Source organism: Pseudomonas sp. FP818 (genome assembly GCF_030687335.1).
GTDB lineage: Bacteria > Pseudomonadota > Gammaproteobacteria > Pseudomonadales > Pseudomonadaceae > Aquipseudomonas > Aquipseudomonas shahriarae.
Genome location: NZ_CP117427.1, coordinates 2,002,335 through 2,017,587 on the forward strand (window position 1 = coordinate 2,002,335; position 15,253 = coordinate 2,017,587).

At 61.1% G+C, this 15,253-nt stretch carries 14 protein-coding genes; 8 read left to right on the top strand and 6 right to left on the bottom strand.

Annotated features, from left to right (window positions below; genetic code table 11):
* Positions 1 to 82 precede the first annotated feature (82 nt).
* Positions 83 to 1,429, bottom strand: a complete 1,347-nt coding sequence (locus PSH80_RS09270; RefSeq protein WP_057958936.1) for a class II 3-deoxy-7-phosphoheptulonate synthase — start codon at positions 1,427 to 1,429, stop codon at positions 83 to 85.
* A gap of 142 nt (positions 1,430 to 1,571) precedes the next feature.
* On the opposite strand from PSH80_RS09270, the gene PSH80_RS09275 reads away from it, so the two are divergent.
* Positions 1,572 to 2,327: a spermidine synthase gene (locus PSH80_RS09275; RefSeq protein WP_198799773.1), complete on the top strand. Its 756-nt coding sequence runs from the start codon at positions 1,572 to 1,574 to the stop codon at positions 2,325 to 2,327.
* A gap of 334 nt (positions 2,328 to 2,661) precedes the next feature.
* On the opposite strand, the gene PSH80_RS09280 is transcribed toward PSH80_RS09275, so the two are convergent.
* Complete coding sequence (locus PSH80_RS09280; protein ID WP_057958937.1) at positions 2,662 to 3,453, bottom strand: crotonase/enoyl-CoA hydratase family protein; 792 nt, start codon at positions 3,451 to 3,453, stop codon at positions 2,662 to 2,664.
* A gap of 422 nt (positions 3,454 to 3,875) precedes the next feature.
* Here PSH80_RS09280 and PSH80_RS09285 point away from each other — a divergent pair, with 422 nt between their 5' ends.
* The gene (locus PSH80_RS09285) at positions 3,876 to 5,549 is read left to right on the top strand and encodes a DEAD/DEAH box helicase (RefSeq protein ID WP_017136163.1); all 1,674 of its coding nucleotides are present in this window, start codon (positions 3,876 to 3,878) and stop codon (positions 5,547 to 5,549) included.
* Between the two features lie 97 nt (positions 5,550 to 5,646).
* Here PSH80_RS09285 and PSH80_RS09290 read toward each other — a convergent pair whose 3' ends face one another.
* The gene (locus PSH80_RS09290) at positions 5,647 to 6,414 is read right to left on the bottom strand and encodes a class III extradiol ring-cleavage dioxygenase (protein WP_057958938.1); all 768 of its coding nucleotides are present in this window, start codon (positions 6,412 to 6,414) and stop codon (positions 5,647 to 5,649) included.
* Between the two features lie 103 nt (positions 6,415 to 6,517).
* Between PSH80_RS09290 and PSH80_RS09295 the strand changes: the two genes are divergently transcribed.
* Entirely contained in the window at positions 6,518 to 7,174 is a 657-nt protein-coding gene (locus PSH80_RS09295) for a thiopurine S-methyltransferase (RefSeq protein WP_198799772.1), read from the top strand.
* Positions 7,175 to 7,231: 57 nt separating this feature from the next.
* Here PSH80_RS09295 and htpX read toward each other — a convergent pair whose 3' ends face one another.
* Positions 7,232 to 8,119 carry a protease HtpX gene (gene htpX, locus PSH80_RS09300; protein WP_029298042.1) on the bottom strand — a complete coding sequence of 296 codons (888 nt, stop codon included), beginning with the start codon at positions 8,117 to 8,119 and terminating at the stop codon, positions 7,232 to 7,234.
* A 304-nt stretch (positions 8,120 to 8,423) separates the two neighbouring features.
* Positions 8,424 to 9,635 carry a pyridoxal phosphate-dependent aminotransferase gene (locus tag PSH80_RS09305; protein ID WP_029298044.1) on the bottom strand — a complete coding sequence of 404 codons (1,212 nt, stop codon included), beginning with the start codon at positions 9,633 to 9,635 and terminating at the stop codon, positions 8,424 to 8,426.
* 203 nt (positions 9,636 to 9,838) lie between these two features.
* Between PSH80_RS09305 and msrB the strand changes: the two genes are divergently transcribed.
* The 3 genes from msrB (at position 9,839) to PSH80_RS09320 (ending at position 11,325) form a co-directional block, all read left to right on the top strand.
* Complete coding sequence (gene msrB, locus PSH80_RS09310; RefSeq protein ID WP_305419967.1) at positions 9,839 to 10,231, top strand: peptide-methionine (R)-S-oxide reductase MsrB; 393 nt, start codon at positions 9,839 to 9,841, stop codon at positions 10,229 to 10,231.
* A gap of 150 nt (positions 10,232 to 10,381) precedes the next feature.
* Positions 10,382 to 10,867: a glutathione peroxidase gene (locus PSH80_RS09315; protein WP_057958941.1), complete on the top strand. Its 486-nt coding sequence runs from the start codon at positions 10,382 to 10,384 to the stop codon at positions 10,865 to 10,867.
* Positions 10,864 to 11,325 carry a MarR family winged helix-turn-helix transcriptional regulator gene (locus PSH80_RS09320; RefSeq protein WP_057958942.1) on the top strand — a complete coding sequence of 154 codons (462 nt, stop codon included), beginning with the start codon at positions 10,864 to 10,866 and terminating at the stop codon, positions 11,323 to 11,325. The genes PSH80_RS09315 and PSH80_RS09320 overlap by 4 nt, the downstream gene beginning before the upstream one ends.
* Here PSH80_RS09320 and PSH80_RS09325 read toward each other — a convergent pair.
* Positions 11,309 to 13,633, bottom strand: coding sequence for a response regulator (locus PSH80_RS09325; RefSeq protein ID WP_057958943.1), 2,325 nt, complete (start codon positions 13,631 to 13,633; stop codon positions 11,309 to 11,311). The two genes, PSH80_RS09320 and PSH80_RS09325, sit on opposite strands and share 17 nt — an antisense overlap.
* A gap of 166 nt (positions 13,634 to 13,799) precedes the next feature.
* Here PSH80_RS09325 and PSH80_RS09330 point away from each other — a divergent pair, with 166 nt between their 5' ends.
* Entirely contained in the window at positions 13,800 to 14,690 is an 891-nt protein-coding gene (locus PSH80_RS09330; protein WP_029298058.1) for an ATP-binding protein, read from the top strand.
* Positions 14,687 to 15,169, top strand: coding sequence for a GAF domain-containing protein (locus tag PSH80_RS09335; RefSeq protein WP_057958944.1), 483 nt, complete (start codon positions 14,687 to 14,689; stop codon positions 15,167 to 15,169). The genes PSH80_RS09330 and PSH80_RS09335 overlap by 4 nt, the downstream gene beginning before the upstream one ends.
* Positions 15,170 to 15,253 lie beyond the last annotated feature (84 nt).

Consider the following 15,253-nt stretch of genomic DNA (forward strand, 5'->3'; position numbering starts at 1 on the left):
ATCGCGGGCGAGCCCGGCTCCCACATTGACCGTGGTGGGAGCCCGGCTTGCTCGCGATAGCGTTGGTTCAGGCCACACTTGCCTAGCGTTTGACCTGCTTCAACGTCTCGGCAATCAGGAACGCCAGCTCCAGCGACTGATCGGCATTCATCCGCGGGTCGCAATGGGTGTGGTACCGGTCCGACAAGCCATCCTCGGTAATCGGCCGCGCACCGCCGATGCACTCGGTGACATTTTGCCCGGTCATTTCAATATGAATCCCGCCGGCATAAGTGCCTTCGGCTTCATGGACCTGGAAGAATTCCTTCACTTCACTGAGGATCTGCGCGAAATCCCGGGTCTTGTAGCCGCTGCTGGCCTTGATGGTGTTGCCATGCATCGGGTCGCTGCTCCACAACACCTGCTTGCCTTCGCGCTGCACGGCGCGAATCAGGTTGGGCAGGTGGTCGCCGACCTTGTTGGCGCCCATGCGTGCGATCAGGTTCAGGCGGCCGGGGTCGTTGTCCGGGTTGAGAATGTCGATCAGGCGAAGCAGATCCTCGGGGTTCATGCTCGGGCCGACCTTGACCCCGATCGGGTTGTTCACCCCGCGCAGGAACTCGACGTGGGCACCATCGAGCTGGCGTGTACGGTCGCCGATCCACAGCATATGGGCCGAACAGTCGTAGTAGTCGTTGGTCAGGCTGTCACGACGCACAAAGGCTTGCTCGTAGTTGAGCAGCAGCGCTTCGTGGGCGGTGAAGAAACTGGTCTCGCGCAATTGTGGCGAGCTGTCCATGCCGCAGGCGCGCATGAAGGCCAGGGTTTCGTCGATGCGGTTTGCCAGTTGGCTGTACTTGTCGGCCAGCGCAGAGTTGGCGATAAAGTCCAGGTTCCACTTGTGCACCTGGTGCAGGTCGGCAAAACCGCCCTGGGCGAAGGCTCGCAGCAGGTTAAGGGTCGCGGTGGACTGGTGGTAGGACTGCAACAGGCGGTCCGGATCCGGGACGCGGCTTTTCTCGTCGAAGCCAATACCGTTGACGATATCGCCACGGTAGGCGGGCAGGGTGATGCCGTCGATGGTTTCATCGTTGGCCGAGCGCGGCTTGGCGAACTGGCCGGCCATGCGCCCGACCTTGACCACCGGGCAGCCGGCGGCGAAGGTCATGACAATGGCCATCTGCAGCAGCACTTTGAAGGTGTCGCGGATTTTTGCAGCGGAGAACTCGGCAAAGCTCTCGGCGCAGTCGCCACCTTGCAGCAGGAATGCGCGACCCTGGGTCACTTCGGCAAACTGGCGGCGCAACTCCCGGGCTTCACCGGCGAACACCAGCGGCGGGTAACTGGCCAGGCTCTGCTCGACCTGCAGCAAGTGCGCGGCGTCAGGGTAGTGGGGTTGTTGCTGGATCGGCAGGGCGCGCCAGCTGTCGGGGCTCCAGGGTTGGCTCATCGTGAACTCGAATGAATGTCGGGAACGTGCATGTTATCAGCAATTAGTGCGTGACCTGCTGGCGCCGCTTGGCCGACAATCGCGCCTTTCCCGCTTGCTACCAGGCGGCTTGAACCCGTGCCCGGGCCCATTAGGAGATGAAATGACTGAGGAGCGCGTCGAGCGCCTGTTGGCTGAGGTCCACGATGACTTCGGCATGATCCGTGTGCTGGAAGTGGCCGATTACCGCTTTCTCGAGTTTGGCGATGCCATCGAGCAGAGCTGTGTGTTCACCGCCGATCCAAGCTGGCTGGAGTATGACTACACCCGTGCCATGTTGATTGGCGCCTTGTGCCACGAGCATCCCGAAAGTGCGCTGTTCCTTGGCCTGGGGGCGGGGACGCTGACCCAGGCCTGCCTCAAGTTCCTGCCCCTGGAAGATGTCGAAGCCATTGAACTGCGCCCGGATGTACCGCGCCTGGCCATCGAATACCTGGGGCTGGATGATGATCCGCGGTTGTACATCCGCGTGGGCGATGCGCTGGAGTTGCTGGAGACGGCGGAGCCGGCGGACCTGATTTTCGTCGACTTGTATACCGATGTTGGGCCGGGGGTTGGCCACTTGGCCTGGACCTTCCTGGAGAACTGCCAGAAGAAGCTCAACCCTGGTGGTTGGCTGGTGATCAATCAATGGGCCACCGATGATGGCAAGCCCCTGGGCGCTGCGTTGTTGCGTGGGCTTTATCATCGGCATTACTGGGAGCTGCCGGTGAAGGAGGGCAATGTGATCCTGATCGTGCCGGCGGAGCTGGACCAGACGCTGGACCTGGCGGCGGTGTCTGCGCGGGCCGAGGCGCTGGCGCCGCGCCTGGGGTATTCGTTGCAGGCCTTGATCAAGGCGGTTCGTCCGGCGACTTAGTTGCCTGGACTGGCCGCATTGCGGCCCAGGTCTCTGCACATCTCTTTGGTGCTTCTCAGGTTTGTGTACATATCTGTTGCTGCGGGCATGCCGAGCCTAGGCGAGGCACCGAGTGGTGGCAAAAGCGCTTTGGTTATTTTCGCGCTTTTCGAAAGTGAGCCGCCGTCAGGGCGGAACCAATAGCCGCCGTTACCGCAGCAATGGCTATGTACACATACCGAGAAGAGAGTTGTGTAGAGACCTATGCTCATCGCGGGCAAGCCCACAGGTGTACGCAGTCAAATGGGACGGTGCGCCGATTCGACTTACTCACGATGAGGCCATCACTGCCTGCTCACAGCCCCTTGAATACCCCCGGCCGCTTCTCCAGCATCGCCCGCACCCCTTCCTTGGCATCCTCGCTGTTAAGCAGTTTTTCGACCAGCACCGGCAACCCGGCCGCCGCAGCGCTCTCGCCTTCATCCCGCGCCTGGCGCGCCGATGTCAACGTCGCCTGCACGCCCAGCGGTGCCTGGCTGGCAATCCGGTTGGCCAGGGTCAGTGCTCGAGGCAGCAGGTCCTCGCTGGCCATGACCTCTTGCACCAGTCCCAGTCTTAAAGCTTCATGGGCATCGAACTCATCGCCCGTCAGCAGCCAGCGCATGGCGTTGCCCCAGCCGGCGATCTGGTGCAGGCGCAGGGTGGCACCACCAAAAGGAAAGATCCCGCGCTGCACTTCCATCTGCGCAAAGCGCGTATTGCTGGCACACAGGTTGATATCTGCCGCGAGCATCAATTCGATACCGATGGTCAGGCAATAGCCCTGTGCGGCAACGATCACCGGCTTGCTGACCCTGGGCCCGGCGAACACGCCCCACGGGTCGCAACCTCCCAGCGGCGGCTGCCAGCCTTGGGCCATGGTGTGGGCGACGTTGATCAGGTCCAGTCCGGCGGTGAAATGCTCGCCATGCCCGAACACCACGGCCACCCGCGCTTCTTCATTACGATCGAATTCGCCATAGGCCAGGCTCAGTTCGTTGAGCAGATCGAGGTCAAAGGCGTTGCGCTTGGCTACCCGATCGAGCCCCAGCAGCAGGACATGCCCTTGTAGTTCACGGCTGACGCGGCTGCTACTGGCTTGACTCATGGGGGCATCCTCGGGCGCGAAAGGCAGTTTCGGACCGAAGGGCCCACTGCAAAAGGTGAAGCGTTTAAGCGCAATGACCAACGGGGCCGGGCCTTTGAAAAATAGACGTTCCTGCGAAGATGCGCAAAGCCAGTGACACAGAGCAGTGGAATGGCCTTTTCCGATAAAAAAAGCTCCCTTTTTCAGGGATTTCCGGTATAGTGCGCGCCGGCCTTTAACCGGGCCGCGTTTAGGTAGCGCAATTCCCCGAAGTCAGCTTCGGCTGCACGTCCGCACAGCGGACTCTCCCTTGACGAATCTTTTTCATTCATTCGTTTTCGCAAATCCCCGCCGACAAAGCAGCCAGGGCGACTCTTGAGTCTCAACACGGCATGCGCAGCTTTGGAGCATGGGTCTTTGCGGATGCACTTAGAGGCAGACCCATGACCCAGGAAACCGGCGGCTTCGCCGCTTTTAATCTTAACCCGAACATTCTTGCTGCCGTCATTGCGACCGGCTACGAAGAACCTTCGGCTATTCAGCAGCAATCGATCCCGATCATCATGGCCGGCCAAGACATGATTGGCCAGGCGCAAACCGGTACCGGTAAAACCGCCGCGTTCGCCCTGCCAATCCTGCACTGCATCGATCCTGCCAAGCGCGAGCCGCAAGCCCTGATCCTGGCGCCAACCCGTGAGTTGGCGCTGCAAGTAGCAACCGCTTTCGAAACCTACGCCAAGCAAATGCCGGGCGTTACCGTTGTGGCCGTTTACGGCGGCGCGCCTATGGGCCCACAACTGAAAGCAATCCGTAATGGCGCACAGATTGTTGTCGCCACGCCGGGCCGTCTGTGCGACCACCTGCGTCGTGACGAAAAAGTCCTGTCGACCGTGAACCACCTGGTTCTCGACGAAGCTGACGAAATGTTGAAGCTGGGCTTTATGGATGACCTGGAAGTCATCTTCAAGGCGCTGCCACCGACCCGTCAGACCGTACTGTTCTCGGCTACCCTGCCACAGTCGATCCGTGCCATTGCCGAACGCCATCTGCGCGATCCGCAACACGTGAAGATCCAGACCAAGACCCAGACCGTTACCGCGATCGAACAGGCTCACCTGTTGGTTCACGCTGACCAGAAGACCTCGGCTGTATTGAGCCTGCTGGAAGTCGAAGATTTCGACGCCCTGATCATGTTCGTGCGCACCAAGCAAGCGACCCTGGACCTGGCCAGTGCCCTGGAAGCCAAAGGCTACAAAGCCGCTGCGCTGAACGGTGACATTGCCCAGAACCAACGTGAGCGCGTCATCGACTCTCTCAAGGATGGCCGTCTGGACATCGTTGTGGCGACCGACGTAGCTGCCCGTGGTCTCGACGTTCCACGTATCACCCACGTGTTCAACGTTGACATGCCGTACGACCCAGAGTCCTACGTTCACCGTATCGGCCGTACCGGCCGTGCCGGTCGCGAAGGTCGTGCACTGCTGCTGGTGACTCCGCGTGAGCGCCGCATGCTGCAAGTGATCGAGCGTGTAACCGGTCAGAAAGTTGCCGAAGTCCGCCTGCCGGATGCCCAGGCCGTTCTCGATGCCCGCATCAAGAAACTGACCAACAGCCTGTCGCCGCTGGTGGCTGACGCTGAATCGACCCACGGCGACCTGCTGGACCGCCTGACCGCCGATATCGGTTGCACCCCACGCGCCCTGGCTGCAGCCCTGCTGCGCAAGGCTACCAACGGTCAGGCACTGACCCTGGCGGCGATCGAGAAAGAACGTCCACTGGTGCCGAACAACGCCCCGCGCGGTGATCGTCCAGAGCGTACTGGCGACCGTCCGGACCGTGGTGATCGTGAGCGTCGTGCGCCGGTTCCATTGGCCGAAGGCCGTGCTCGTTGCCGTACCGCGCTGGGTGCGCGTGATGGCATCGCTGCCAAGAACCTGCTGGGCGCTATCCTCAACGAGGGTGGCCTGGCACGTGAAGCGATCGGTCGCATCCAGGTGCGTGACAGCTTCTCTCTGGTTGAGCTGCCGGAAGATGGCCTGGAGAAGTTGCTGGCCAAGCTGAAAGACACCCGCGTTGCCGGCAAGCAGCTCAAGCTGCGTCGCTATCGCGAAGATTGATCAGCCCTCGGGTTGATTGATCGAACATAAAAAATCCCCGACTGGTTCGGGGATTTTTTTTGCCTGGGTTTCCCCGGGGCCCTACAAAAAACCGTGGTTAAGCAAAACGATAGATATCCATCCCCAAGGCTCCCAGGGTGAACCCCTGGTGGACCACACTGAACTGCCCGCCCGCACCGCGCGCGAAATACAGTGGCAACAAGTGCTCATCGCTGGGATGGCTGCGCACTGCATGGGGTGCCTGGCGGCGGTAGTCGTGCAAGGCAGCTTCATCCTCGGCGCCGAGTTGGTCGACGACCCAGTCGCGGAACTCCCGTGCCCAGGGCTCGATGCTTTGCGGCCCGGCCTGCCAGTCCAGTTCGCCGAGGTTATGGGTGATGCTGCCCGAGCCGATCAACAGCACGCCCTGTTCGCGCAAGCCGCGCAGTGCCTGGCCGATGCGGGTTTGCAGGACGGGGCCCATATGGCTGGGCAGGGAGACCTGCACCACAGGGATGTCGGCCGCCGGGTACATCAGCGACAGCGGCACCCAGGTGCCATGGTCGAACGGGCGCTGGTGATCGAGGCGGGCTTGCAAGCCATCGGCGATGAGCAACTCGACGATCTGCTGGGCCAGTGCCGGATCACCCGGTGCCGGATATTGCACGGCAAACAGTTCGCGGGGGAAGCCGCCGAAGTCGTGCCAGGTCTCTGGGGCGGGGCTGGCGCTGACCAGCAGTTCACGGCTTTCCCAGTGTGCGGACATCACCACGATTGCCTTGGGGCGTGGCAAGTCCGCCGCCAGGCGTGCAAGGGCCGGCCCGCTGGCGCCGGGTTGCAGGGCAAGCATGGGCGAGCCGTGGGAAATAAACAGGCTGGGCAGCATGAGTGGGGTCCTCAAGGTTAAGATGGGACCATCTTCAATCAGATCATTGATCTAAATCTAATATAAGTTTTAGCGCTATTTGATCGAATTTTCAGGATTATTCATGGACTCCACCTTTTGGCATGACCGCTGGGCACGTAATCAGATCGGCTTTCACCTGCCCGAGGTCAATCCCTATTTGCAGCGACACTGGCCGGGCCTGGGGTTGGCCAGCGGGGTGGGGGTGCTGGTGCCGCTATGTGGCAAGAGCCTGGATCTGGTCTGGCTGGCGAACCAGGGGCATCGAGTCCTGGGGGTGGAGCTGTCGGAAAAGGCCATTGAAGAGTTTTTCCAGGAGCAGCGCCTGGTTGCGCAAGTCAGCCAACGGGGTAGCTTCAAGGTGTATCAGGCAGGCGCTATCGAGCTGTGGTGCGGTGACTTCTTCGAGTTGAGCCGCGAAGATGTGGCGGGCTGCACGGCCCTCTACGACCGGGCGGCGCTGATCGCCTTGCCGCCGTTGATGCGCGAGCGCTATGCCGCGCATTTGCAGGCGATTGCGCCGCAGGTGGACAGTGGCCTGCTGATCAGCCTGGACTATGAGCAGGCCCTGAAGGCAGGCCCGCCGTTTGCCGTGAGCGACGATGAAGTCCGTGGGCTGCTGGGAGTGCGCTGGCGCCTGAGCGTCCTGGCGCAGCGGGATATCCTGGCCGAGAGCCCGAAGTTCGCCCAGGGCGGTGTCACGCGGCTGGAGGAGCGGGTTTACCGGTTGGCGCGGCTGTAAATCACGCGCCCACAAAAAAGGGGCGATTCAATCGCCCCTTTTTTTACCCGCTGGCTGTCAGCCGCGACGACGCAGTGCGTCGATCCGCTCTTCCAGTGGCGGGTGGCTCATGAACATCCGCGCCAGGCCTTGCTTGACGCCACCGTTGATGCCGAAGGCATTCAGGGTGTCCGGCATATGCACCGGCAGGCCCTGTTCGGAGCGCAGGCGTTGCAGGGCGCCGATCATGGCGGCAGTACCGGCCAGTTGCGCGCCGGCTTCGTCGGCGCGGAATTCGCGTTTGCGCGAGAACCACATCACGATGGAGCTGGCAAGGAAGCCCAGTACCAGTTCGGCAAAGATGGTCGCCACGTAGTAGGCGATACCCTGGCCGCCTTCGTTCTTGAAGATCACCTTGTCGACAAAGTTGCCGATGATCCGTGCAAAGAACATCACGAAGGTGTTCACCACGCCCTGGACCAGCGCCAGCGTGACCATGTCACCGTTGGCGACGTGGCCGATCTCGTGGGCCAGCACGGCCTTCACTTCGTCGGGCGAGAAACGCTCCAGCAAACCCTGGCTGACGGCAACAAGAGCATCGTTCTTGTTCCAGCCAGTGGCGAAGGCGTTGGCCTCGTAGGCCGGGAAGATCCCGACTTCGGGCATCTTGATCCCGGCTTCGCGGGACAGTTGCTCGACGGTCTGCAGCAGCCATTGCTCATGCCGGGTGCGTGGCTGGGTGATGATCTGGGTGCTGGTGCTCATCTTCGCCATCCACTTGGAGATGAACAGCGAGAAGATCGAGCCGGCAAAACCAAAGACGGCACAGAAAACCAGCAGCTGATTGAGGTTCAGATCAACCCCGTTGGCCGCCATGAACCCGTTGAAGCCGAAAAGGCTCAGGGTGATGCTGGCAATCAGCACGACCGCCAGGTTAGTGGCCAAGAACAGCAGGATGCGCATCATGGTTGTAGAATTCTCCTCATGCTTAATATGTCGCGTACTGCGGGGTATATAAGGTGCGGCAGTGGGCTATTCAACCGGGCGACTATTTCAAACTGTGTCCTACAGCATGAATGTAGAGGCTTGCAGGGATTTTCCGAGGCTTGGGACCCGTGAAAATTGCCCTTGGCTGGCGTCTGCGCCCCACGATTGCGGGTAAGTACAGGGTAGAGGGGAAGCGGGCGGAGCAGAAGGTGTATCTGGGTACAGAATGTGTTGCCAGATACTCGCTGTACGACCTTTTGCGGGCCGTACAGCGAAAGCCGGGTTACTGGCGATAGGACTTCAGGAAGTTGCCAATGCGCCCGATGGCCATGTCCAGGTCATCCACCCGCGGCAGGGTCACCACACGGAAGTGGTCGGGCCACGGCCAGTTGAACGCCGTGCCCTGGACCACCAGCAGCTTTTCCGACAGCAGCAGGTCGAGGACGAACTTCTCGTCGTTGTGGATCGGGCAGACCTTCGGGTCAATCCGTGGGAACGCATACAGGGCGCCCATGGGTTTGACGCAACTGACGCCGGGAATGTCGTTGAGCAGTTCCCAGGTACGGTTGCGCTGCTCCAGCAGGCGGCCGGCCGGCAGTACCAGGTCGTTGATGCTCTGGTAGCCACCCAGCGCGGTCTGGATCGCGTGCTGGCTCGGCACGTTGGCGCACAGGCGCATATTGGCCAGCATGTCGATGCCTTCGATGTAGCTCTGGGCATTGTGCTTGGGCCCGGAGATGGCCACCCAGCCGGAACGGAAACCCGCCACCCGGTAGGACTTGGACAGGCCGTTGAAGGTCAGGCACAGCAGGTCCGGGGCCAGGGAGGCGGTGCAGATGTGCACGGCGTCGTCGTAGAGGATCTTGTCGTAGATCTCGTCGGAGAACACCACCAGGTTGTGCTGGCGCGCCAGTTCCAGCATGCCCAGCAGCACTTCCTTGGAATACACTGCGCCCGTCGGGTTGTTCGGGTTGATGATCACCAGCGCCTTGGTATTGGGCGTGATCTTGGCCTTGATATCAGCCAGGTCCGGCCACCAGTTGGCTTGCTCGTCGCACAGGTAATGCACCGGATGGCCGCCCGCCAGGGTCACGGCCGCCGTCCACAGCGGGTAGTCAGGCGCCGGCACCAGCACTTCGTCGCCGTTGTTGAGCAGGGCCTGCATGGCCATCACGATCAGCTCGGAGACGCCGTTGCCCAGGTAGATATCTTCGATACCGACCCCTTCCACCTGCTTTTGCTGGTAGTACTGCATCACGGCCTTGCGCGCGCTGAACAAGCCTTTGGAGTCGCTATAGCCTTGGGCGGTGGGCAGGTTGCGGATCACGTCCTGGAGGATTTCGTCCGGTGCTTCGAAACCAAAGGGCGCCGGGTTGCCAATGTTCAGCTTGAGGATGCGATGGCCTTCCTCTTCCAGGCGTTTGGCGTGCTTGAGCACTGGGCCGCGAATGTCGTAGCAGACGTTGGCGAGCTTGTTCGATTTGCTGACCTGCATGGCGATGTGATCCCGAAAATGAACGATCCAGACGATGTGAAGACTACCGTGCTGGGAATCCTGCGTGTGGCCTGACCCATAAATACGTTTGAATGCCGATAACGCGGGTGCCAGACTGGCGCTTTGAAGAGGCGCAATCATACGTGCCGCCTGATCCATGGAAAAGACACAGATCAGGCTTTTTCAGTTGTCGAGGTGGATTGATGGAAAAGTTGGATAAGAGCCTGGATGAATGGCGGGAAATGCTCGACCCGGCGCAGTATCAAGTGTGCCGTCTCAAGGGCACCGAGCGGCCGTTTTCCGGCATTTACAACGCGACTACGACCGATGGTGTGTATCACTGCATTTGCTGCAATGAGCCACTGTTCGATTCAAAGACCAAGTTCGATGCCGGTTGTGGCTGGCCCAGTTTTTATCAGCCGATTGCTGATAGCGCGATGATTGAGATTCGTGATGTCAGCCACGGGATGATCCGTACTGAAGTGACCTGTGCCAGGTGCGATGCGCACTTGGGGCATGTGTTCCCGGATGGTCCGCCGCCTACTGGCTTGCGTTACTGCATCAACTCGGTGTGCCTGGACCTGGTTCCCCGCTGAAATCCCCTGTAGCGAGGGGCTGTGGTGATGAGGGGGCAAGCCCCCCCTCGTCACACGCTGATGTCGGGTTATCAGTCTGGTCAATTAAATTGCATGCAATTTAATTGCTCGCTATGTTTTCACAACCTTCTCTGCATCCGAGGCGTTCTCATGAGCAACAACCTGCTGACCATCCCCTGCACCACCATCAAGGGCGAGCAAAAGACCCTGGCGGACTTCGCCGGCAAGGCGATCCTGGTGGTCAATACCGCCAGCAAGTGCGGTTTCACCCCGCAGTACAAAGGCCTTGAGCAGCTTTGGCAGCAGTACAAGGACCAGGGCCTGGTGGTGTTGGGCTTTCCGTGCAATCAGTTCGGCAAGCAGGAACCGGGTGACGAGGGGGCCATTTCGGAGTTTTGCGAGCTGAATTTCGGCGTCAGTTTCCCGTTGTTCAAGAAGGTCGATGTCAACGGCGGCGAGGCCCACCCGCTGTTTGTGCAATTGAAACAGCGCGCACCGGGTCTGCTGGGCTCCAAGGGCATCAAGTGGAACTTCACCAAGTTCCTGATCGGTCGCGACGGTCAGGTGGTCAAGCGTTTTGCCCCGACCACCAAACCTCAGGAACTGACCCAAGAGATCGAAGCGTTGCTCAAATGACCGACTTGCCTGCCGTATCCCTGGCCCTGGATGACCAGTTGTGCTTCAAGCTGTACGCCGCCTCCCGGGCGGTGACGCGGGCCTACAAACCGATGCTCGACGAGTTGGGCCTGACGTATCCGCAATACCTGGCCATGTTGGTGTTGTGGGAGTGGCACGCCGTTGCGCCGCCCCAGCCGACGGTCAAGGCGCTGGGAGAGCGCTTGTTGCTCGACTCCGGCACGTTGACGCCGTTGCTCAAGCGCCTCGAACAGCTGGCGTTGATCACGCGCCGGCGCAGTACCCGGGATGAGCGCGAAGTGCACTTGTGTCTTGCCGACGCGGGCCAGGCGCTGCGTGAGCGCGTCCAGCCGCTGAAGGCCCGCCTGTTGTGTGACAGTGGTGTGGACCTGAGCCAGGCGGATGCCTTGCGCCATGGCCTCGACCAGTTGCTCCGGCAGATCACAGACTTGTCGTAGTCGGCACCCAGAGGTCGAGCAGGGCGTTGAGTTCTTCGCGGCGGAAGGGTTTGGCCAGGTAGTCGTTCATACCGGCGGCCCGGCACCGTTCGCGCTCCTCGGCCAGGGCATTGGCGGTCAGCGCGACAATCGGCAGCTCCGGCCAGCGCCCGCTACGGCGAATCTGCCGGCTCGCCTCGTAGCCATCCATCACCGGCATGTTGCAGTCCATCAGCACCATATCGAAGCGCTGTTCTTCCAGTTGCTTCAGTGCCTCGCCGCCATGGGCCGCGACCACCACCTCGCAGCCCAGCTTGCCGAGCATGCCCTTGGCCACCAGTTGATTGACCGGGTTGTCCTCCACCAAAAGGATGCGCGCCCGATGCGCGACCGGGCCGGTTTCCAGTTGGGCCAGGTCGAGGACGATTTCGCTGTCGGCGCGCAGGGTGCGGTGCAGTACCTGATACAGCGCAGCGCGGCTCAGCGGGCGAGCCTGCTGTTGCAGGGGCGCCAGGGCAGCCACTTCTTCGCTGGGCATGAAGTTGCCGTAGGCGGTAATCAGCAGGATCGGTGCGCTGACGGTCGGGCGCAGGCGGAACAGGCACTCGGGGCAGTCGGTGATCAGGATGTCCGGCGCCAGGCCGGTCAAGTCGTCGTCGATGGTGTAGCAGTGTGGGGACAATCCCCAGTGCGGCAGCAGGCTGAGCAGCAGTTCTGCCAGGCCACTGCTGGCCCCGGTAATCACCGCGACCTCGCCGGTCAACGGCCCCAGCCGCGCCGCCGGTGTGTGGGCGGCCAGTGGCAGTTCGGCGCAGAACTGGCTGCCGAAGCCGGTTTCCGAGCTGATGGTCAGCCGCCCGCGCATGGCCTCGCAAAGGTTGTGGGTCAGCGCCAACCCCAGGCCAGTCCCGCCAAACTGGCGGGTAATGCCGGCGCCCGCTTGGGTGAAGGGTTTGAAAATCCGCGTCTGGGCCTCCTGGGCAATGCCGATGCCGGTGTCGCACACTTCGATGCGCACGCCATCGGGTTGTGCACTGAGGCGTACGTCGACGCGGCCGAAACGGGTGAACTTCAAGGCATTCGACAGCAGGTTACTGACGATCTGCCGCACCCGGGTCGGATCACCCACGACCTGGGCGGGAAACTGCGGGTCGATCAGGCAGGTCAATTCGACGCTGGGGGCGGCGTTCTGCGACAGCAGGTTGGCGGTGTCTTCCACCAGGGAGCCGAGATCGAAAGGGATGCTCTCCAGTTCCAGTTGCCCGGCATCGAACTTGGACAGGTCGAGAATATCGTTGAGCAGTTCTACCAGGACCTTGCCGGAGTCATGGGCAATCGACAATTGTTGGCGCTGCTCGGCATTCAGCGTGCTGTCCAGGGACAGCGCGATCATGCCGAGCAGGCCGTTGAGCGGGGTACGGATTTCATGGCTCATGTTGGCGAGGAAGGCCGCACGCGCCTGGGCCATGCCCAGGGCAGTCATTTTCGACGCTTCCAGTTCCTCGTTGGACTGGCTTAGCCGCTGGTTGATCGCCTTGAGCTCGGTGGTACGCGCCGAAACAATATCTTCCAGTTGGCCGAGGTACTCGGTCAGGCGGTCCTCGGCGTGGCGCCGTTGCTGGATTTCGGTCTCCATATTCTCGAACTGTTGGTTGGCGACATTGACCAGCACACCGATCTCATCGTGTTCGTGCCCCGACGGGCAGTCCAGGCGAGCCTGGGGCCCATTGCCGGGGCTGCGGGTGCTCAGCTCGCGGATGATCCGCACCAGGGGTTGGGTCAGCATCACGTAGAACAGGCCCAGAAGGATGCCGGTCAGGATCAGGCTGCGAGCAAAGCCATTGAGCAGGGTGATCTCCGCTCGGCGTAGGAATCGGCTGCCAAACGCGTACGTATCGACGTCAAGGCGCAATACGCCGAGGGATTCGCCGGGCATATGGGTAAGATACAACCGGTTTTCGAACTGGCGGTTGGCGCCGAACAAAAAATCGCTGATGGGGCGGTAGCTGCTCTCTTTGCGCGGCCGATCAACGTCAGCCAGCACCAGGCCATTATTGTCGACCAACTGAGCCCGCGTGATGGCGGGGGAGTGCAGCAGGCCCAGGGTCAGTTCCTGGGCCAGTTCGGCGTCGATGTTGTAGGCGATACGTGAGGCAGGGTTATGGCTGATTTCAATCAGCGCGTGTATTTCACGGTTGATGGACGCGTCTTCGCTGGCATAATCAATGCCGATTTGGATCAGGCTGAGCAAGGTTCCCAATACGAAACCGACCAGCACAGTCAGTCTGGCTTGTTTATAAGACAAGCGGTGGGCGAACTTGATATCCATTGGGTGCTGAGCCACTTTACGTTTCCCTTCGCCCGGCAAGCATAGCTGAACATCCTCAGCGTCGGCCTTGCCCGGTATGAATCGTTTTTTCAGGTGCAGCCGTCTGGCAACTGCGTCAGGGTTGCCAATACGCCATCTTTTACAAGAACTTGCCACAGGAATAGTCATGGATTCTCGATTGAATGCCTTTCTTGAGCGGGCCGATGCGGTGCTTGCTCGTCTGGAACCCCTGTTGCCAGCGCCTCGCGCGGTGATTGACTGGAACCACTGCCTGGCGGCCCGCTGGCAGCGTGAGGGGCGCAGCGGCTTTCTGCTGCCCCTGGAAGTCAGCCTGGATATGCGCCTGTCCGACCTGATTGGAGTCGACAAGCAGCGCGAGCAATTGGCCCGCAATACCCAGCAATTTCTCGACGGCCTGCCCGCCAACCATGCGTTGCTCTGGGGCTCGCGGGGCACAGGCAAATCGTCCATGGTCCGCGCCTTGCTGGCCCAGCATGCCAAAGCCGGCTTGCGCCTGATCGAAATCGAGCGTGACCACCTGGCCGACCTGCCGCGGGTGGTCGAGCAACTGCTCAAGCTGCCCCAGCGTTTTATCCTGTTCTGCGACGACCTGTCGTTCGAGGCCGGCGAAGGCGATTACCGTGTGCTCAAGAGCGTGCTCGACGGTTCGCTGGAGCAGGCCCCGGAAAACGTGCTGCTGTACGCCACCTCCAACCGTCGTCACCTGGTACCGGAAAACCAGAGCGACAACGACAATTGGAAACGCGTGGACGGTGAACTGCACCCCAGTGAAGCGGTGGAAGACAAGATCGCCTTGTCCGACCGTTTTGGTTTGTGGCTGTCGTTCTATCCTTTCACCCAGGAGCACTTCCTGGACGTGGTGGAGCACTGGATCGGCGAGTTGGCCAACAAAGCGGGTTTGCAGTGGCAGCGCGATGAAGCACTCGACATCCTTGCGGTGCGCTGGGCCACCGGCCGTGGCAATCGCAACGGTCGTTGCGCCTACCAGTTCGCCCGCTACTGGGTGGGGCTTAAATTGCTGGAGCGTCAGCCATGATTGATTTGCAACAGTCGGGCAGCGGCCTTGATGGGTACGCCATGCTCTGTGCGCAGCTGGAATCGCTGCTGGCCGATGAGCGCGACTTTATCGCCAACGCGGCGCAGTTTTCGGCGTTCCTGTTCAACCAACTCGATGACTTGAACTGGGCGGGCTTCTATCTCAATCGTGATGAGGAACTGGTGCTGGGGCCTTTCCAGGGGCAGATCGCCTGTGTGCGGATCCCGTTTGGTCGAGGGGTGTGTGGTGCGGCGGCGGCTTCACGGCAAACCCAGCGGGTGGAAGATGTGCATGCCTTTGCCGGGCATATTGCTTGCGACAGTGCTTCCAACAGTGAGCTGGTGGTGCCATTGATCAAGGATGGGCGGTTGATTGGGGTGCTGGATCTGGATAGCCCGAAACTGGCGCGTTTCAGGCTTGAGGATCAGATGGGGATTGAGCAACTGGCGGCAATCTTCCTGCGGTTGACTGACTGCTGAGTGAGCGCAGTTGCATTCCTTGTGGGAGCTGGCTTGCCTGCGATGGCGTCGGGTAGAACAGTGGGGGCGGGGCCCCACGTCTAC

Excerpts from the sequence above, each read along its gene's own strand:
- PSH80_RS09270 (WP_057958936.1), bottom strand. The coding sequence starts at position 1,429 with ATGAGCCAACCCTGGAGCCCCGACAGCTGGCGCGCCCTGCCGATCCAG.
- PSH80_RS09275 (WP_198799773.1), top strand. The coding sequence starts at position 1,572 with ATGACTGAGGAGCGCGTCGAGCGCCTGTTGGCTGAGGTCCACGATGAC.
- PSH80_RS09280 (WP_057958937.1), bottom strand. The coding sequence starts at position 3,453 with ATGAGTCAAGCCAGTAGCAGCCGCGTCAGCCGTGAACTACAAGGGCAT.
- PSH80_RS09285 (WP_017136163.1), top strand. The coding sequence starts at position 3,876 with ATGACCCAGGAAACCGGCGGCTTCGCCGCTTTTAATCTTAACCCGAAC.
- PSH80_RS09290 (WP_057958938.1), bottom strand. The coding sequence starts at position 6,414 with ATGCTGCCCAGCCTGTTTATTTCCCACGGCTCGCCCATGCTTGCCCTG.
- PSH80_RS09295 (WP_198799772.1), top strand. The coding sequence starts at position 6,518 with ATGGACTCCACCTTTTGGCATGACCGCTGGGCACGTAATCAGATCGGC.
- htpX (WP_029298042.1), bottom strand. The coding sequence starts at position 8,119 with ATGATGCGCATCCTGCTGTTCTTGGCCACTAACCTGGCGGTCGTGCTG.
- PSH80_RS09305 (WP_029298044.1), bottom strand. The coding sequence starts at position 9,635 with ATGCAGGTCAGCAAATCGAACAAGCTCGCCAACGTCTGCTACGACATT.
- msrB (WP_305419967.1), top strand. The coding sequence starts at position 9,839 with ATGGAAAAGTTGGATAAGAGCCTGGATGAATGGCGGGAAATGCTCGAC.
- PSH80_RS09315 (WP_057958941.1), top strand. The coding sequence starts at position 10,382 with ATGAGCAACAACCTGCTGACCATCCCCTGCACCACCATCAAGGGCGAG.
- PSH80_RS09320 (WP_057958942.1), top strand. The coding sequence starts at position 10,864 with ATGACCGACTTGCCTGCCGTATCCCTGGCCCTGGATGACCAGTTGTGC.
- PSH80_RS09325 (WP_057958943.1), bottom strand. The coding sequence starts at position 13,633 with ATGGATATCAAGTTCGCCCACCGCTTGTCTTATAAACAAGCCAGACTG.
- PSH80_RS09330 (WP_029298058.1), top strand. The coding sequence starts at position 13,800 with ATGGATTCTCGATTGAATGCCTTTCTTGAGCGGGCCGATGCGGTGCTT.
- PSH80_RS09335 (WP_057958944.1), top strand. The coding sequence starts at position 14,687 with ATGATTGATTTGCAACAGTCGGGCAGCGGCCTTGATGGGTACGCCATG.